The organism is Salinimicrobium terrae DSM 17865 (assembly GCF_000424665.1).
Lineage (GTDB): Bacteria > Bacteroidota > Bacteroidia > Flavobacteriales > Flavobacteriaceae > Salinimicrobium > Salinimicrobium terrae.
The window spans coordinates 328,675-345,254 of sequence record NZ_AUKI01000017.1; the positions used below are offsets into that span (position 1 = coordinate 328,675).

Consider the following 16,580-nt stretch of genomic DNA (forward strand, 5'->3'; position numbering starts at 1 on the left):
TTCTCAAGAAAGTATTTTTCACGGCCTCTTCCCCTCAAATTAATTTCTAAATTTGCAGGGCAACAACAAACAACACACCGAACCAATGCCTGAAGTATCTACCGCAGTTAAAATTTTTACCTGTAATCAAAGCCGTGATCTTGCCGAAAAAATAGCTGAATCCTATGGCTCCAAGCTGGGAAACGTTATTACCTCGACCTATAGTGACGGCGAATTTCAACCTTCTTTTGAAGAATCTGTAAGAGGTTCCAGGGTTTTTATTATAGGTTCCACTCATCCCGGATCGGACCACCTCATGGAAATGCTACTTATGCTAGATGCAGCCAAAAGAGCATCTGCAAGGCATATTACGGCCGTTATTCCTTACTATGGATGGGCCAGGCAGGACAGAAAAGATAAACCGCGTGTTCCAATTGCTGCGAAGCTCATTGCTAAAATGCTTGAAACTGCAGGCGCTACACGTATCATTACAATGGATCTCCATGCCGACCAGATCCAGGGATTTTTTGAAAAACCGGTAGATCATCTATTTGCTTCTACCGTATTTTTGCCGTACCTGCGCAGCCTGAATCTCGAAGATCTTACTGTTGCCTCACCAGATATGGGTGGTTCCAAAAGAGCTTATGCTTACTCCAAAACTATGGAAAGTGATGTGGTAATCTGTTATAAACAACGTGCCAAGGCAAACATAATTTCGCACATGGAATTGATTGGAAATGTTGAAGGCAGGAATGTGGTACTTGTAGATGACATGGTTGATACTGCGGGAACCCTTACGAAAGCTGCAGATTTGATGATGGAAAGAGGAGCATTGAGTGTTAGAGCTATTTGTACTCATCCGGTACTTTCGGGAGAGGCTTATGAACGAATTGAGCAATCTAAACTGCTTGAACTTATAGTCACCGATTCTATTCCACTGAAAAAAGAAAGTAAAAAAATCCGGGTTGTAACCTGTGCCGATCTTTTTGCCGATGTTATGAGCAGGGTTCACAACAACAGGTCAATAAGTTCAAAATTTATTATGTAAGCTGAAGAGGAGAGGTTAGTTTAGAAGTACGAATTTAGAAGTTATAAGTGGGGAGAGAAGACCATTTATAACTTCTGAAGTATTCAAAAATGCCATTTTCTTCCGGTTTAAAATAATTAGGCTTCAGCCTTTTAATAGCTGAAAAAAAAGATTTACTTTTGCAGCCTAAAATTTTTAACAATGAAATCAATTACGATCAACGGATCTAAAAGAGAAAGCGTAGGCAAGAAAGCTACAAAAGCCTTACGTAATGCTGGACAGGTTCCTTGCGTATTATACGGGGGAGACGAGCCATTACATTTTGCAGCAGATGAGATTGCCTTTAAAGACCTTGTATACACACCAGATGTGCATACAGTGGAAATTAAATTAAAAGACGGAGGAAAGTTTAATGCTGTTCTTCAGGACATCCAGTTCCACCCTGTAACCGATGCTATATTGCATATCGATTTCTATCAGATTTTTGAAGACAAAGAAATTTCTATGGAAATTCCGGTTCACACTAAGGGAGTACCAAGAGGTGTGAAGAATGGTGGGGTTCTACGATTTAACCTTCGCCGCATGAGAGTGAAGGGTCTTCCAGGAAATCTTCCTGACTTTATTGAAGCAGATGTTACTCCACTTAAGATAGGTAACAAGCTTTATGTTACTGCTTTGAAAAGCGAAGATTTCAAGATCATGCACCCCGATAACACTGTGGTTTGCCAGGTAAGAACTTCTCGTAACATTATCGCCGATACAGAAGATGAAGAAGAAGAAGTAGCGGCAGACGAAGTACCGGCAACTGAAGTTTCAGAAGAAGGAAATTCACAGTCAGGAGCAACCGACGATAAAGACGCTAAAGAATAGTATATTTCTTTATAAATTTTAAACATCCCATTCCGACAGGTCTGGGATGTTTTTTATTAAAGAGGTTTCAGGATCAAACTAACTGCTGCTTGAGCCAATGTTAACTTCTATGAATGAAGAGAAAGGTTTTTATTAATTTTATCTTTACCAAAACAAAAGTTATGCTTCGCTTCTTCGGAAGAATTCTCAGTAAAAAAGAAAATCAAAAAGAAAAAGAAGAAGTTTCCCCTATGAAAAAATTTCTAATTGTTGGATTGGGAAATATTGGTCCGAAATATCACAATACCCGTCATAATATTGGTTTCAAAATTCTGGATTTTTTGGCAGAAAAGGAGGATCTCACATTTGAATCCCAGAAACTGGGAGATATCGCTACCTACAAATTTAAAGGCCGCAGCTTTATTTTGCTTAAACCTTCTACATACATGAACCTAAGCGGTAAAGCAGTTAACTATTGGTTGCAAAAAGAAAAGATCCCGCTGGAGCATCTTTTAGTAATTACAGATGATCTTAATTTGGCTTTTGGTACTATTCGGGTAAAAACCAAAGGTAGTGATGGTGGCCACAATGGGTTAAAAGATATACAGTCCCAGTTAGGAACCACAAATTACAATCGCTTTCGCTTCGGAATAAGCGATGAATTCAGTAAAGGCAGGCAAGTCGATTACGTTCTTGGAGAATGGGATGAAGAGGAGGAGAAAAAATTACCGGAGAGACTGGAAAAGTCGGCGGAAGTCATCCGGTCATTTGGTACTGCAGGAATAAATAATACAATGAATACCTTTAACGGGAAATAAAGTAGCCTTGAAAGAACATAAAGGAGCACATGCTTTTAACAGCACTCATCATACAGTAGTCACTATTGGTACCTTCGACGGTGTACACATTGGACATCAAAAGATTATTGAAAGGCTTGTGAACACAGCCAAAGCAGGAAATTTGGAATCGGCCATTCTCACTTTTTTTCCGCATCCCAGGATGGTGCTGCAAAAAGATGCCGATATAAAATTGATCAATACGATTGCAGAGCGAAAGAGCATTCTGAAACAAAGTGGGGTCGATCACCTTATCGTGCACCCGTTTACTCAACAATTCTCCCGGCTTTCGGCCAGGGAATTTGTAAGGGATATTCTGGTACACAAATTAAGGGCTAAGAAGGTCATTATTGGATATGATCACCGGTTTGGACGAAACAGAACTGCCGATATTGATGATCTTCGGGAATTTGGAAGGGAATATGAATTTGAAGTTGAAGAAATTTCCAAACAGGATATTGAAGATGTCGCGGTGAGTTCTACTAAGATCAGAAAAGCCCTTTTAGAAGGTAGTGTGGAAAAGGCCAATCGCTTCCTGAGCTACCCATTTGCTTTAGCGGGTACGGTAGTAAAAGGTAAGGGCCTGGGAAAAGAATTCAATTATCCTACGGCTAATCTTGAGATAAAGGAGAATTACAAGTTAATTCCCAAAAATGGAGTTTACGTGGTTCGTTCTTTGATAGATGGACAGGTCGTATTTGGCATGATGAGCATCGGGACAAATCCTACTGTGGGTGGTACAGAAAAAACCGTTGAAACCTACTTTTTTGATTTAGAAAAAGATCTCTATGGAAAAAATCTTTCTATTGAAATGCTCACACGGATACGGGATGAGAAAAAATTTGAATCTGTTGAGGGGCTAAAAACAGCTATGAAACAGGACGAAGCATTCAGCACGCAGTACATTCGTGACAACTATGCTGAATAAATGGCTTTTCACCCGAATAGATAACTCTGCACTCATTGTGTTCAGAATTCTATTTGGATTATTGTTAGCCATAGAGGCTTTTGGAGCTATTTTTACCGGTTGGATTCAGAGGGCTTTTATTGAACCCCAATTCACCTTCAATTTTATTGGTTTTGAATTCCTGCAACCTTTGCCTGGAAATGGAATGCTGTGGTATTACGGCATAATGGGAGTGTTTGGCCTTCTTGTAATGGTAGGCTACAAATACAGGTTCAGCATCTTTATGTATGCTGTTATGTGGGCTGCAGTTTATCTAATGCAGAAATCTTCTTACAACAACCACTATTACCTGCTCATGTTGTTGTGCTTTATCATGATCTCGCTACCGGCGCACCGGTATGCTTCGGTGGACGTTCGGCAAAAGCCGGAGCTAAAGCAAATCAGTATGCCCCGGTGGGTTTGGGTGTTTATCGTGGGGCAATTATGGATCGTATACACGTATGCTGCTATTGCAAAACTATACCCAGACTGGCTGGATGGAACCCTGCCGGGAATTCTTATGGCAGCCCGTGAAGATTACTGGCTCGTTGGAGATTTTCTTCAGCAGGAATGGGTGCATTTTACTATCGCCTGGTTCGGTTTCTTTTTTGACCTGTTGATCATCCCTTTATTACTCTGGAAAAGGACGCGGATTTTCGTATTTTTGACAGCTGTATTTTTTCACCTGTTCAACAGTGTCATCTTCCAAATTGGCATCTTCCCATATCTGGCACTTGCCTTTACACTTTTCTTTTTTTCAACTGAAAATATCAACCGGTATTTTTTATGGAAAAAGCCACATTATTCAGAAGGGGAAGTGATAATTCCTGAACACAAACCTTTGATCATAAGTTTCATTAGCCTTTGGCTCCTGGTGCAACTTGTGCTGCCCGTGAGGCACTGGTTCATAAAGGATGATGTGCTTTGGACCGAAGAAGGACACAGGCTTAGCTGGCGTATGATGTTGAGATCAAAATCGGGAAAGATCCAGTATAAAGTAGTAGACAAAGCAAGACCGCAGGATACGATCTATGTTAAAAACAGCGAATATCTTTCCCCTAAACAGATGCGTGCACTCCCCTCAAAACCCGACATGATTTGGCAATTTGCGCAGCACCTGGAATCTGAATTTGGAGAATCTGGTAAAGAGGTAGAGATCTTTGTAGACAGCAAGGTCAGTGTCAACGGCCGACCTTATAAGCCTTTTATAGATCCAAAAGTGGATCTTGCGGCCGAAGAATGGAATCATTTAAGGCACCACAAGTGGATTTTACCTTCGGCTATAGACTAATGTTTTAAGGCTTTTATTATTTTTGTTCCTTTATCCGGGAAATGTCATTTCGGCAAATCTTCTAATTCCAAATTTATGTTACAGGTAGCCAACATCAGGGCGAATAAAGAGGCATATATTTTAGCCTTAAAAAAAAGAAATTTTAATGCTGAAGAAGTTTTTTCTGAAGTGCTGGAACTCGATGAAACCCGACGTTCCACACAGGCAGAGCTTGATGATAAATTAGCCGAATCCAATAGGCTTTCCAAAGAGATTGGAATGCTTTTCAAAACAGGCGAACACCTTAAGGCCAATCAACTGAAACAGCAGACCTCAGATATTAAAGAGATCACAAAAGAACTTTCAGAAAAGCTGGCCGCCACAACTATGGCTTTGAACCGGCAGCTGTACAATATTCCGAATGTTCCTAACGACCTGGTGCCTGCGGGGACCTCAGAGGAAGATAACATTGAAGTTTTTAAAGAAGGTGAGATCCCAAAATTGGATACAGATGCATTACCGCACTGGGAGCTGGCGAAGAAATATGATATCATTGATTTCGAATTGGGTAACAAGATCACCGGTGCCGGATTTCCCGTTTATAAAGGCAAGGGAGCCCGACTTCAAAGAGCATTAATTTCTTACTTTTTGGACAAAAATGTCGCCGCGGGTTATACCGAATTCCAGATGCCTCTCATGGTAAATGAAGCTTCAGGTTACGGAACAGGACAGCTACCCGATAAGGAAGGGCAGATGTACCATGTCACAGAAGATAACCTATACCTTATTCCTACTGCAGAGGTGCCAATTACGAATATGTTTCGGGATGATATGCTTTCAGAAAATGATCTGCCAATCGCCTGTACAGGTTATACGCCATGTTTCAGAAGAGAAGCAGGTTCTTATGGAGCTCATGTACGCGGACTTAACCGCCTGCATCAGTTTGACAAAGTAGAAATAGTAAGAATTGAAAAACCGGAAAATTCTTATGCAGCCCTGGATAAAATGGTTGAGCAGATAAAAGATATTTTACGGGATCTAAAATTACCATACCGCATCCTGAGATTGTGCGGCGGAGATCTTGGTTTTACCTCAACACTTACGTACGATTTCGAAGTTTTTTCTACAGCACAGGATCGTTGGTTGGAGATAAGCTCCTGCTCAAATTTCGAAACCTTTCAGGCAAATAGATTAAAATTGCGTTATAAAGATAAGGACGGTAAAAAGGAACTCTTGCATACCTTAAACGGAAGTGCCCTTGCTTTGCCTCGTGTACTGGCAGGAATTCTGGAGAATTACCAGATGCCCAACGGAATTAAAGTGCCCGATGTGCTTGTACCTTACACAGGTTTCGACATAATCAACTAAATAATTTTAAGCATGTTTTAAACCTCACAGGTTTCCAAACCTGTGAGGTTTTTCCTTTTCAGCAGAATAACATCCTCATTTTCAACTTCTAAATACCCATTTTAGTATCTTTATAAAAAATTGTTCCGGATGCGTTTTCTCTATTTCTTTCTCCTTCTTCTTTGCACCCAGTTTCCAGGCTTCGCACAGTCAGAGCAGCTTGCGAAGAACTATTTTGACAGGGGGGAATTTGAAAAGGCAGAAAATATTTATGAAAAACTACTTGATCAGGAGCCAAATAATTCTTCCTTTTTTTACGGACTTATAGCAACCTATCAACAACTGGAAAAATACGGGGAGGCAGAAAATCTTCTTAAAGACAAGGTCAACAATACAGCCAATGCGCCTCATTATCTTGTAGAACTCGGGCATAATTTTGAATTGCAGGGGGAAGATACACGAGCCAGCCAATTTTACAATGAAGCTTTAAGAGCTATAGAGTCGAGACCGAATTACGCCTTTTCTATTGCCCGTACTTTTGAAAAGTACAGCAAGCTGGATCGAGCGGTAACGGCCTATGAGCTTGGAATGAGAATGAATCCCGATGCCGAATATAACATACAACTCGCACGCCTTTATGGGGAGCAGGGGGAAATAGAAAAAATGTTCAGTAACTATCTTGATGTGCTGGGAAACAATCCCGATTTGCTGCCGGGGGTGAGCCGTATTTACGGACAGTTTATTACAGATGATCCTGCTAATGACGCAAATCTTACCTTCAGGAAGTTATTGCTTAAAAGGCTTCAGGAAGATCAGAATATCCTGTTCAACAATATTTTGAGTTGGTTATATATTCAGCAAAAAGAATATCAAAAGGCCTTTCAGCAGGAGAAAGCCATTTACCGCAGGTCAGATCAGGGACTTGGTCCTATTCTTCGCCTTACTATTATGGCAAGAGAGGAAGACCAGCAAGAAACTGCTTTGGAAATCCTGGATTTTATCATTGAGGAGGCACCAAATGAAGATCTTAAATTACAGGCTCATCAGCTAAGGCTGAATATCCTTCAGGAAACATTTCCGCCGGAGAAATTTTCTGAAATAGAACAGGGTTATAATGCCCTTTTTGACACCTATGGAAACAGTACTGCTTTGTTGTCTCTTTATATTGATTATGCAAATTTCCTGGCTTTTAAACAGAATCAGATTACTAAAGCTCGGGAGGTACTGCAGGGTTTCCTTGATCATGATCTTAAAAAATTTGAAGAAGCGGCTTTAAAAATGGCCCTGGCCGATATTCTGGTTCTCGATGAAAAATTTAACCAGGCTTTAATTTATTATTCCCAGGTGCAAAACCTGGTGGAGAATGATGTTATAGCCCAATTGGCAAGGTTTAAGGTGGCAAAAACCAGTTATTACAAGGGAGATTTTGAGTGGGCAACCATACAGTTGGATGTGCTAAAGTCGGCCACTTCACAATTGATCGCGAATGATGCCATGGAACTAAGCCTTTTGATAAGTGAAAATTCTCTGGAAGATTCCACTCAGGCTGCACTAAAAAAATATGCGAGGGCCGATTTACTGGCCTTTCAGGAAAGGGACAATCGGGCTATTGAAGTTCTTGATACTATATTATCAGAACATAAAGGTGAAAAGATTGAAGATGATGCCCTTTTAAAGCAGGCGGGACTATATGAGGAAGCCGGAAAATTTAAAAAGGCCGAAGAAAATTATCTCGCAATTATAGAACATTATCAAAACGGAGTTTTGGGAGATAATGCCCATTACTATCTCGCCGAACTGTATGCCGGGGAACTGAACCAGCCTCTAAAGGCGCAGGAGTTTTATGAAAAAATTATCTTTAATTACGCCGATAGTATTTACTTTATTGACGCCCGAAAGAAATTCAGGCAACTGCGGGGGGATGAAATCGAATAGCACTTTCAGTTTATATAAATTCCTCCCGGTTTTCTAAAGAATAAACAGCTTATGTATATCTACAATGTTACAATAAATATTCAGGAAGATGTTCACGAAAATTGGGTGGAATGGATGAAAAATGAACATATCCCCGAGATGCTCAACACCGGGAAATTCATTAAGGCTCTAATGACCAGGGTAATGGTTAAGGAGGAAATGGGTGGCGTGACCTATTCTGTTCAATATACAGCCCAAAACAAAGAAATGCTGAAGCGCTATTATGAAGAAGATGCTCAAAAACTAAGAGGAAAAACTGCCATTTTTGAAGGGAAATTTGTGGCCTTCAGGACCGAGTTGGAGGTAGTAAGCGAACAGTAAAAATCCCTTTTTCCATGAAAAAGAATTACAACAAGAAAGGCGGAAACCGCCACAATCCTTCTGTGCCTCATCAGGATGGTGACGTTCAGGCTAAAAAACACCTGGGGCAACATTTCCTGACCGATGAATCTGTGGCGGAAAGAATAGGAGATACTTTAAGCTATTCGGGTTATTCTCATATCCTGGAAATAGGGCCGGGGATGGGAGTGCTGACAAAATATCTGCTGAAGAAAGATACAGATCTTCACGTGATTGAAATTGACAGGGAAAGTGTTGCTTATTTAAAAGAACATTATCCTGCTCTTGAAGGAAAGATCCACGAAAAGGACTTTTTGAAGTATGACATTAGCGAAATTTTTGGGCAGGATCAATTTGCCATTATAGGGAACTTTCCGTACAATATCTCCACCCAAATTGTATTTAAGATGCTCGCGCTTCGGGAATATATTCCGGAATTTTCGGGTATGTTTCAGAAGGAGGTAGCACAACGCATTTGCGAAAAAGAAGGTAACAAGACCTACGGAATCCTTTCGGTCCTGGTACAGGCTTTTTACGAAGCTGAATATCTTTTTACCGTGCCACCTTCAGTATTTAATCCGCCGCCAAAAGTTGACAGTGGGGTACTGCGTTTCACTCGGAAAGATGATTTTTCCCTGCCTGTAGATGAGAAATTATTTTTCCGGGTGGTGAAAACCGCTTTTCAGCAGCGAAGAAAAACATTGCGGAACAGTCTTAAGATCTTTGACCTGCCCGATAATATTAAAGAAGATAGTATATTTGATCTCCGTCCGGAGCAGTTGAGTACCGGGCGTTTCATAGAACTTACGCAAAAAATTCAGCCTTATGCAATTTGAGGTAACCGAAGAATATATCGAGCATATTCAACTCCTCATTGAGGAGAATCGTGACGCCGAGCTTCTGCAGTTGCTGGATGAGGTGCACCCTGCCGATATTGCCGAGATCATAGATGAACTGGATCTCGACGAGGCTACCTATATCATAAAGTTGCTTGACAGCACAAAAACTTCCGAAGCTCTTATGGAGCTGGAGGAAGACGTACGGGAACGTATTCTCGATAATCTTTCGGCCAAAGAAATTGCCGAGGAGCTTGAGAACATGGATACCGATGATGCTGCCGATATCATGTCAGAACTTTCTGAAGAACGAAAGCAGGAGGTTATCCAGGAGATCTCAGATGAGGAGCACGCCGAGCATATCGTGGAGCTGTTGCGCTACGATGAGAATTCTGCCGGTGGACTAATGGCCAAGGAGCTTGTAAAGGTGAATGAGAACTGGAGTGTTACCGGTTCGTTGGCCGAAATGAAGGCGCAGGGTGAGAATGTTACCCGAGTGCATTCTATTTACGTGGTTGACGACAAGGGAAAATTAAAAGGAAGACTTTCCCTCAAAGATCTTCTCACCGCTTCCAGTAAGGCTAATATTAGTGATGTTTATATTGATAAAGTAGATTACGTTACTGTCCACACAAAAGGGGAAGAAGTTGCCAGGATCATGCAGAAATATGACCTTGAAGCCATTCCCGTTGTTGATGAGATGGGCAGGTTGGTTGGGCGTGTAACTGTTGATGATATCCTGGATTTCGTAAGGGATGAAGCCGAAAGAGATTACCAGCTCGCTGCCGGTATTTCTGAAGACGTGGAGGCAGATGACTCCATTCTGCGCCATACCCGTGCAAGGTTGCCCTGGCTTACGCTGGCACTTTTGGGTGGTTTCGTCTCTGTAACTGTTTTGGGTACTTTCGATGCCGCCATGCAACAACATGCCGCGCTATTCTTTTTCGTGCCGCTAATTGCCGCGATGGCGGGAAATGTAGGCGTTCAATCTTCGGCCATTGTATTACAGGGTCTGGCAAATCAAAGCCTTAGCGGTTCCCTTTGGAATCGTCTTATCAAAGAGGTCCTTCTAAGTTTACTGAATGGTACCGCTCTTGCTCTGTTACTACTTGTGGGGGGAATATTTCTACTTGGATTCGATTTCTGGTTTGGCCTTACAGTAGGAATATCTTTAATTTCGGTCATCATAATGGCTTCCCTCATTGGAACTTTTGTACCAATTATTCTGGACAAATTTGGAATAGATCCTGCCATGGCTACGGGTCCGTTTATTACAACCAGTAATGACATTTTCGGGATCCTTATTTACTTTAGTATAGCAAAGCTCATTTTAGGATTTTAGATTCACAAGGTTTACACAGCAGCTGATTTTCTTCCTGTTGAATTTGAGAGTTGGAATTTGGAATTTGATTTTTGATATGGGGGCTGCTGCGCACCGGGCTTTCCGCTGTATTTTTTTGCCTCCCAAAAAAGGCAAAAAAGATGCCGCTTCAATCCCTGCCCCGACTTCGATTTCGTAATTTAGTTTATCCATATAATATTCTTCAAAAATGTCATTTATGAAACCCATTAACCCAAAAGAAAAACTAACAAAGTTCAGTAACCACTGGCATCCGAGACAAATTGGAGTTGTAAATGACATGCAGGTGCTTGTGGCAAAGGTGAAGGATGAATTTGTGTGGCATCAGCACGATGAGGAAGATGAGCTGTTCCAGATTGTAAAAGGAACCTTGTATTTGCAGTTTGAGGATCGTACCGAAATAGTGAAGGAGGGGGAAATTATAATTGTTCCAAAAGGAGTAAAGCATTGTCCCATGACTAAGAACGGAGAGGAAGTGCATATCATGCTGTTTGAAAAGCTGAGCACCAAACACACCGGAAACGTGCAGGACAGCCTCACCCAATCTGATTATCCAAAAATCTGATTTTTTATGATCATTCTTCACGCCGACTCCAATCATCCTACTCTTTTAAAACAACTGGAAGCCGCCGGGCATTATAATGTTGAGGCCTATGAGCAAAGTCCGCAGGAAATCCTGGAAAATCAGCATCTCTATGATGGAATTGTCATACGGAGTCGGTTCAAAATAGATAAAGTATTTCTCGATGCCGCTCCTAATCTTAAATTTATCGCCCGTGTAGGCGCCGGACTCGAAAGCATTGATGTTGAATATGCTGAAAAGCGGGGCGTCACACTTTTTTCTGCCCCCGAAGGGAACCGAAATGCTGTGGGAGAACATGCCTTAGGAATGTTACTCTCACTTTTCAATAAACTTAATAAGGCCGACAGGCAGGTTCGGGAAGGACTTTGGTACAGGGAGGCGAACCGCGGAGTAGAACTGGAAGGAAAAATTGTTGGCATCATTGGTTATGGAAACATGGGAAGATCTTTTGCTAAAAAGCTGAAGGGATTTGAAGTAGAAGTGCTCTGTTATGACATTTTAGAAAGGGTAGGAGATCATTATGCCCGGCAGGTTTCTCTTGAAGAATTCCGAAGGGAGTGTGATGTGGTGAGTTTGCACACTCCCTGGACCCCTTTAACAAACAAAATGATAGACAGGAAATTCATTAATGCTTTTGCAAAACCTTTCTGGTTGATTAACACCGCCCGCGGAAAAAGTGTAGTGACCGAAGATCTTGTAGCGGCACTTCAGGAGAAGAAGATTTTGGGAGCTGGACTTGATGTGCTGGAGTACGAAAAAGGTTCTTTTGAAAGCCTTTTTTCAGAAGACGCCGAAATGCCGAAGGCCTTGCAGGAACTGCTAATAATGTCAAACGTGCTGCTAAGCCCGCACATTGCAGGCTGGACTGTGGAATCCCACCGGAAGCTGGCAGATACTATAGCTCAAAAGATCATTGAGCATTTTAAGGACCTTTGATCCGTATCGCACAGACGCACTTCAGGTTGTCTCCACCAATTTAAATTCTATTGTACGGTCAGCCCATGGGCTGACCCTTCACGAAAACCTTATATTTTAAATTTATCCTAAACTGCTGCTAACTTTTTCCCTGCCGGAATAAGGCCATACCTTTGCAGGCTCAAAAATGGCATTTTGAAAGACTATTTTTATTTCCTTAAAGGTAATTTCAGAACCGTAGGGTTTGGCTGGCTGCTCACGCTGCTTTCAGGTTTTGGACAAACTTTTCTTATCTCTCTTTATGTACCCGAGATCATAAGGTCCTTCAGCATTTCTGAAGGTGCTTTTGGAGCCATTTATGCCGGTTGTACTGTGGCTGCCTCATTTATTATGCTCACCGTGGGTCATACAGTTGATCATAAGCCGGTAAAAAAGGTTACGGCTTTTACTGTTGCCGGGCTGGCTCTGTCGAGTATCCTGCTGGGAGCTTCTCAAAATATAGTTATGCTTATTGTGGCCATCACGGGGCTACGACTTGCCGGGCAGGGACTTCTTACTCACATTAGCATGACCATCATGTCCAAACAATATGCCGCCGATCGTGGAAAGGCGCTTAGTTTTTCATCTCTCGGTTTTTCCGTTGGGGAAGCTGTTTTTCCACTGATCATCGCTTTTTTAATAAGTTGGTTTGACTGGCGGATTGCGGCAATTGCAAGTGGCGCAGCTTTGCTGCTCTATCTCATTAGGCTAAAATTTAATCGGCTCGAAAATTTTGATGAGAAGCTTTCCCAGGAGGGAAGCCCCTCTCCCTGGTCGCTTTTGAAGGATTATAAAACAGTAGTTTTTGACCGGAGATTCGGAGTAATGATGCCTGCGAGTTTCATCCTGAGTTTTGCGGCGACAGCCATTTTCTTTTATCAGTACGTTTTTGTTGAAAATAAAGGTTGGTCTGTTCAGCTCTATGCTACCTTCTTTACGATTTACGCTATAACCAGGTTTTTATTCTCCCTGTTTGGAGGAATTTGGGTGGATAAGTATACCGCCAGTAAATTATTCCGGTATTATTTGATCCCGGTCAATCTGGGGCTTTTACCTTTTGCTTTTATGGAAAGTATTATCGGAGCATTCTTATTCCTGGTGACCGCAGGAATAACCATGGGAGTTTCCGGAACTGTAAAAACAGCCTTGATCGCTGAACTCTACGGCACCGAAAAAATGGGAGTTATAAGGAGCGTCTTTACCATGTTCTCAGTAATAAGTACGGCCCTGGGGCCATTGGTAGTTGGTCTATTGATGGATGCCGGGGTCACCTTTGAAAATATAATGGTAGGTATGTTCGTGCTAATGATGTTAATAATTTTAAATAGTCAGCGTATCAGCTCTTATGAGAAAGGAACTGTCGAAGCCTCTTCATAATTGATCATTGCTCATTGATCATGCGAGCGCATCTTCTATCTTCTGCACTCTTCCCACTTCCCCTGTTTCCAGTCTAACCTTGATTCCGTGAGGATGCATCGGAGATTTGGTAAGAATGTCCTGCACTACACCTTCAGTTAACCTGCCGGTTCGCTGGTCCTGTTTCTGTACTAGGCTCACCCGGGTTCCGGGAGTGATATCCTTTCTTGTTGGTTTCATAATTTTAATTAGAATGACCCGGAATATTTACAAATAAAGACCGGTTTTCCACCTCCTGCATCGCAGTGTTAAATGCGCACCTCTAAATTCGTAATTCAAACTTCCTAATTTCCCCTGCTCAATTCGATCATAGCCGATTTAATGGGTTCTTCCCCTTCTATAGCCTCAAAGGTCATATTTTTCACCAAAGGATCTGCAAGGGACATGATGAGCAGAAAAGCCACATCATCCCGAGGGATTTCTCCGCTGTTTTCCAGTTTTTCAGCCAGTTGAACTTTTCCCATTCCTAAATCATCGGTCAGGGCACCAGGACGAATAATAGTATAATCGAGTCCGCTGTCGCGAAGATGCTGGTCGGCAGTAGCTTTGGCCTTGAGATAATGTTCCAGCTTCTTGTGTTTGGAAGGCTCATCGGCGCCCATGGAACTCAGCATGATGAACTTTTTCACCTTTGCTTTTTTGGCAGCATCAATGATCTTGATAGCACCTTTTTCATCTACTTCGGTAGTTTTTTCGGGTCCTGTCTCCCCGCCGGAACCTGCAGTGAAAATGACCTTTTCAATACCCTTAAGTGCAGGGCTTAGATCTCCCTGTTCCAGGTCGGCCAACACCCACTGCACCTCCATATCTTCAAAAATGTTCTTCTGCTCTTCCTTTCTTATCATGGCCACCGGCTCAAAACTTTGACTGTTGTTGAGGATCTCAATGATCCTTTTTCCCGTGCTTCCGGTTGCTCCTACAATTAATATCTTTTCCATTTTCTTATTTTTAATTTCTGAAACAGCAAGATAAGCATCAAAAAAGCCAATTCCAACCTGCTTTTTATTCCGAAGGCTTATTCCTGGGGGATATTCTGTGCGTTTTTACGCATTTCGGTCACCTTTCGCTCCAGTTCCTGCTGAAATTCTTCCATCACAGGGCGCACGGTACTTTCGGGCAGATCTGAAATCCGAATATACATCAACCCATCCACGGCGTCGTTAAATAAAGGATCTACGTTAAAGGCTATCACCTTCGCATTCTGCTTGATGTATTTTTTGATAAGTACGGGAAGCCTCATGCTCCCAGGTTCCACCTCGTCTATAATCCTATCAAACTTGTTGAGGTCAGCCTGGGTTTCATCAAAAATAAAGTCTTTGTCACCATCCTTCAGCTTCACTTTAAATTCTTTTTTTGGCCTGATGTATTGAGCGACATAAGGATCGTAGTAATGAGAACGCATGAATTCGATCATCAGTGACTTCGAAAAATTGGAGAATTTGTTACTTATGCTCACCCCGCCAATAAGGAACTTGTGCTTTGGGAATCTAAGCGTACAGTGGACAATCCCTTTCCAGAGCAGAAATAGCGGCATGGGACGCTGCTGATATTCTTTAATAATAAATGCCCGACCCATTTCAATGGATTCGCTCATCATTTTATGTAACTCGGGTTCAAATCTAAAAAGGTCCTGCAGGTAAAATCCGTTGATCCCGTATTGCTCATAAATTTCGGCTCCCATTCCCATCCTGTATGCACCTGCGATCTTATTGGCTTCATGATCCCACAGGAACATGTGGTAATAGTAATCATCAAATTTATCTAGATCTGTAGACAAATTGGTGCCCTCTCCAATCGCCCTGAAGGTAATCTCCCGTAGGCGACCAATTTCGTTCAGGATGTTTGGGATGATCTCCTTTTTGGCAAGAAAGACTTCGTAGTTTTTGCTTTCAAGAAGACGCTTGTCGAGTTTCCGGCAGGTTTCTACCTCTGCCATCATAAGTTCCAGTTGCGTCTCATCAATTATTTTTTTGGGAGGCTTCTGAATTTTAAAATTCTTTGGAATACCTTTTAAAAATGGTTTTTTTTCAAAAGCATTTGCCAGCATATAAGTTTTCCGGCGCAAAAAGGCCGTAAGCGATTCTACGGTAGAGATCTCCTGTATATCCTGCGGATTAATGGCATTTCCAATTCTCACTTTGATCTTTCGCTTCTTTTGGGAGAGCATTTCACTAGGCAGCTTTGCAGTACGCAAAATATCACTAACCGAAGCCAGCCTGTAAAAGAAAGGGCTGTTCTTGGCATGAAAGTAAATTGGAATTACCGGTACTTTTGCTTTCTGAATAAGCTTCATGGCTGCAGGATCCCAGGGACGGTCCACTATGGTGCGTTCATCCCGATAAGTAGAGACTTCCCCTGCAGGAAAAATGCCCAGCGGTTTCCCGTCCCTCAGGTGCATAATGGCTTCTTTGATGCCTTTGGTGCTGCTCTGGGCCTCCTTGTGCTCTTCAAAAGGATTAACGGGCATTATGTAAGGCTGTAGAGGCTCAATACGTTGCAGCAGGAAGTTGGCGATCACCTTAAAATCCTCCCGCTGGGAAAGTAACAATTTCATGAGGATCATTCCGTCAATTCCTCCCAATGGATGATTGGAAATAGTAATAAAAGCTCCCGTTTTTGGAATTCTTTTAAGATCCTCTTCAGGAATTTGAAAGTCGATTTCAAAGGCTTTCAGGATAGAATCTATAAATTGCGGCGCCGTCATGTGCCTGCGTTTATCGTATTCTTTATTGATCACCGAAAGTTTGGTGGTTCGCAGAACTATCCATCCCATGGAAGTTCCTAAAAAACCGAATTTGTCCAAATTCATGACTTTGGCAACTTCTTTTGCACTTACAATTCCCATTCAATTCTGTTTAAGTTTA

At 42.0% G+C, this 16,580-nt stretch carries 16 protein-coding genes; 13 read left to right on the plus strand and 3 right to left on the minus strand.

Going from position 1 to position 16,580, the window contains the following annotated elements; genetic code table 11:
- Positions 1-85: 85 nt before the first annotated feature.
- The 13 genes from H148_RS0108770 to H148_RS0108840 all read left to right on the plus strand — a co-directional run bounded on the left by H148_RS0108770 (position 86) and on the right by H148_RS0108840 (position 13,677).
- Positions 86-1,027, plus strand: coding sequence for a ribose-phosphate pyrophosphokinase (locus H148_RS0108770; RefSeq protein WP_029034470.1), 942 nt, complete (start codon positions 86-88; stop codon positions 1,025-1,027).
- A gap of 180 nt (positions 1,028-1,207) precedes the next feature.
- Positions 1,208-1,876 carry a 50S ribosomal protein L25/general stress protein Ctc gene (locus H148_RS0108780; protein ID WP_029034471.1) on the plus strand — a complete coding sequence of 223 codons (669 nt, stop codon included), beginning with the start codon at positions 1,208-1,210 and terminating at the stop codon, positions 1,874-1,876.
- A gap of 161 nt (positions 1,877-2,037) precedes the next feature.
- Entirely contained in the window at positions 2,038-2,673 is a 636-nt protein-coding gene (pth, locus tag H148_RS0108785; protein ID WP_029034472.1) for an aminoacyl-tRNA hydrolase, read from the plus strand.
- Positions 2,674-2,680: 7 nt separating this feature from the next.
- Positions 2,681-3,619, plus strand: a complete 939-nt coding sequence (locus tag H148_RS0108790; RefSeq protein WP_029034473.1) for a bifunctional riboflavin kinase/FAD synthetase — start codon at positions 2,681-2,683, stop codon at positions 3,617-3,619.
- Positions 3,609-4,928, plus strand: a complete 1,320-nt coding sequence (locus H148_RS0108795) for an HTTM domain-containing protein (protein ID WP_029034474.1) — start codon at positions 3,609-3,611, stop codon at positions 4,926-4,928. Before H148_RS0108790 ends, H148_RS0108795 begins: the two co-directional genes overlap by 11 nt.
- A 75-nt stretch (positions 4,929-5,003) precedes the next feature.
- Positions 5,004-6,275, plus strand: coding sequence for a serine--tRNA ligase (serS, locus tag H148_RS0108800; RefSeq protein WP_029034475.1), 1,272 nt, complete (start codon positions 5,004-5,006; stop codon positions 6,273-6,275).
- A gap of 129 nt (positions 6,276-6,404) precedes the next feature.
- Positions 6,405-8,189: a tetratricopeptide repeat protein gene (locus tag H148_RS0108805; protein ID WP_029034476.1), complete on the plus strand. Its 1,785-nt coding sequence runs from the start codon at positions 6,405-6,407 to the stop codon at positions 8,187-8,189.
- Positions 8,190-8,240: 51 nt separating this feature from the next.
- Positions 8,241-8,549, plus strand: a complete 309-nt coding sequence (locus tag H148_RS0108810) for a DUF4286 family protein (RefSeq protein ID WP_029034477.1) — start codon at positions 8,241-8,243, stop codon at positions 8,547-8,549.
- A 14-nt stretch (positions 8,550-8,563) separates the two neighbouring features.
- Positions 8,564-9,403: a 16S rRNA (adenine(1518)-N(6)/adenine(1519)-N(6))-dimethyltransferase RsmA gene (gene rsmA, locus H148_RS0108815; protein WP_029034478.1), complete on the plus strand. Its 840-nt coding sequence runs from the start codon at positions 8,564-8,566 to the stop codon at positions 9,401-9,403.
- On the plus strand, positions 9,393-10,745 hold the full coding sequence (gene mgtE, locus H148_RS0108820; protein ID WP_029034479.1) for a magnesium transporter: 1,353 nt from the start codon (positions 9,393-9,395) through the stop codon (positions 10,743-10,745). Before rsmA ends, mgtE begins: the two co-directional genes overlap by 11 nt.
- A 217-nt stretch (positions 10,746-10,962) precedes the next feature.
- Positions 10,963-11,328 carry a cupin domain-containing protein gene (locus H148_RS0108830; protein WP_029034481.1) on the plus strand — a complete coding sequence of 122 codons (366 nt, stop codon included), beginning with the start codon at positions 10,963-10,965 and terminating at the stop codon, positions 11,326-11,328.
- Between the two features lie 6 nt (positions 11,329-11,334).
- The gene (locus tag H148_RS0108835) at positions 11,335-12,282 is read left to right on the plus strand and encodes a 2-hydroxyacid dehydrogenase (protein ID WP_029034482.1); all 948 of its coding nucleotides are present in this window, start codon (positions 11,335-11,337) and stop codon (positions 12,280-12,282) included.
- A gap of 174 nt (positions 12,283-12,456) precedes the next feature.
- Positions 12,457-13,677, plus strand: a complete 1,221-nt coding sequence (locus tag H148_RS0108840) for an MFS transporter (protein ID WP_029034483.1) — start codon at positions 12,457-12,459, stop codon at positions 13,675-13,677.
- An 18-nt stretch (positions 13,678-13,695) separates the two neighbouring features.
- Here the strand turns inward: H148_RS0108840 and H148_RS0108845 are convergent, their stop codons facing one another.
- From H148_RS0108845 to H148_RS0108855, 3 genes are all read right to left on the minus strand, one after another.
- Positions 13,696-13,896, minus strand: coding sequence for a YwbE family protein (locus H148_RS0108845; protein WP_029034484.1), 201 nt, complete (start codon positions 13,894-13,896; stop codon positions 13,696-13,698).
- 104 nt (positions 13,897-14,000) lie between these two features.
- Positions 14,001-14,654, minus strand: a complete 654-nt coding sequence (locus H148_RS0108850; RefSeq protein ID WP_029034485.1) for an SDR family oxidoreductase — start codon at positions 14,652-14,654, stop codon at positions 14,001-14,003.
- 77 nt (positions 14,655-14,731) lie between these two features.
- The gene (locus tag H148_RS0108855; protein ID WP_029034486.1) at positions 14,732-16,561 is read right to left on the minus strand and encodes a GNAT family N-acyltransferase; all 1,830 of its coding nucleotides are present in this window, start codon (positions 16,559-16,561) and stop codon (positions 14,732-14,734) included.
- Positions 16,562-16,580: the final 19 nt, after the last annotated feature.

What these genes read in the sequence shown, in the direction of transcription:
- H148_RS0108770 (WP_029034470.1), top strand. Translation starts at nt 86, where the DNA reads ATGCCTGAAGTATCTACCGCAGTTAAAATTTTTACCTGTAATCAAAGC.
- H148_RS0108780 (WP_029034471.1), top strand. Translation starts at nt 1,208, where the DNA reads ATGAAATCAATTACGATCAACGGATCTAAAAGAGAAAGCGTAGGCAAG.
- pth (WP_029034472.1), top strand. Translation starts at nt 2,038, where the DNA reads ATGCTTCGCTTCTTCGGAAGAATTCTCAGTAAAAAAGAAAATCAAAAA.
- H148_RS0108795 (WP_029034474.1), top strand. Translation starts at nt 3,609, where the DNA reads ATGCTGAATAAATGGCTTTTCACCCGAATAGATAACTCTGCACTCATT.
- serS (WP_029034475.1), top strand. Translation starts at nt 5,004, where the DNA reads ATGTTACAGGTAGCCAACATCAGGGCGAATAAAGAGGCATATATTTTA.
- H148_RS0108805 (WP_029034476.1), top strand. Translation starts at nt 6,405, where the DNA reads ATGCGTTTTCTCTATTTCTTTCTCCTTCTTCTTTGCACCCAGTTTCCA.
- H148_RS0108810 (WP_029034477.1), top strand. Translation starts at nt 8,241, where the DNA reads ATGTATATCTACAATGTTACAATAAATATTCAGGAAGATGTTCACGAA.
- rsmA (WP_029034478.1), top strand. Translation starts at nt 8,564, where the DNA reads ATGAAAAAGAATTACAACAAGAAAGGCGGAAACCGCCACAATCCTTCT.
- mgtE (WP_029034479.1), top strand. Translation starts at nt 9,393, where the DNA reads ATGCAATTTGAGGTAACCGAAGAATATATCGAGCATATTCAACTCCTC.
- H148_RS0108830 (WP_029034481.1), top strand. Translation starts at nt 10,963, where the DNA reads ATGAAACCCATTAACCCAAAAGAAAAACTAACAAAGTTCAGTAACCAC.
- H148_RS0108835 (WP_029034482.1), top strand. Translation starts at nt 11,335, where the DNA reads ATGATCATTCTTCACGCCGACTCCAATCATCCTACTCTTTTAAAACAA.
- H148_RS0108845 (WP_029034484.1), bottom strand. Translation starts at nt 13,896, where the DNA reads ATGAAACCAACAAGAAAGGATATCACTCCCGGAACCCGGGTGAGCCTA.
- H148_RS0108850 (WP_029034485.1), bottom strand. Translation starts at nt 14,654, where the DNA reads ATGGAAAAGATATTAATTGTAGGAGCAACCGGAAGCACGGGAAAAAGG.
- H148_RS0108855 (WP_029034486.1), bottom strand. Translation starts at nt 16,561, where the DNA reads ATGGGAATTGTAAGTGCAAAAGAAGTTGCCAAAGTCATGAATTTGGAC.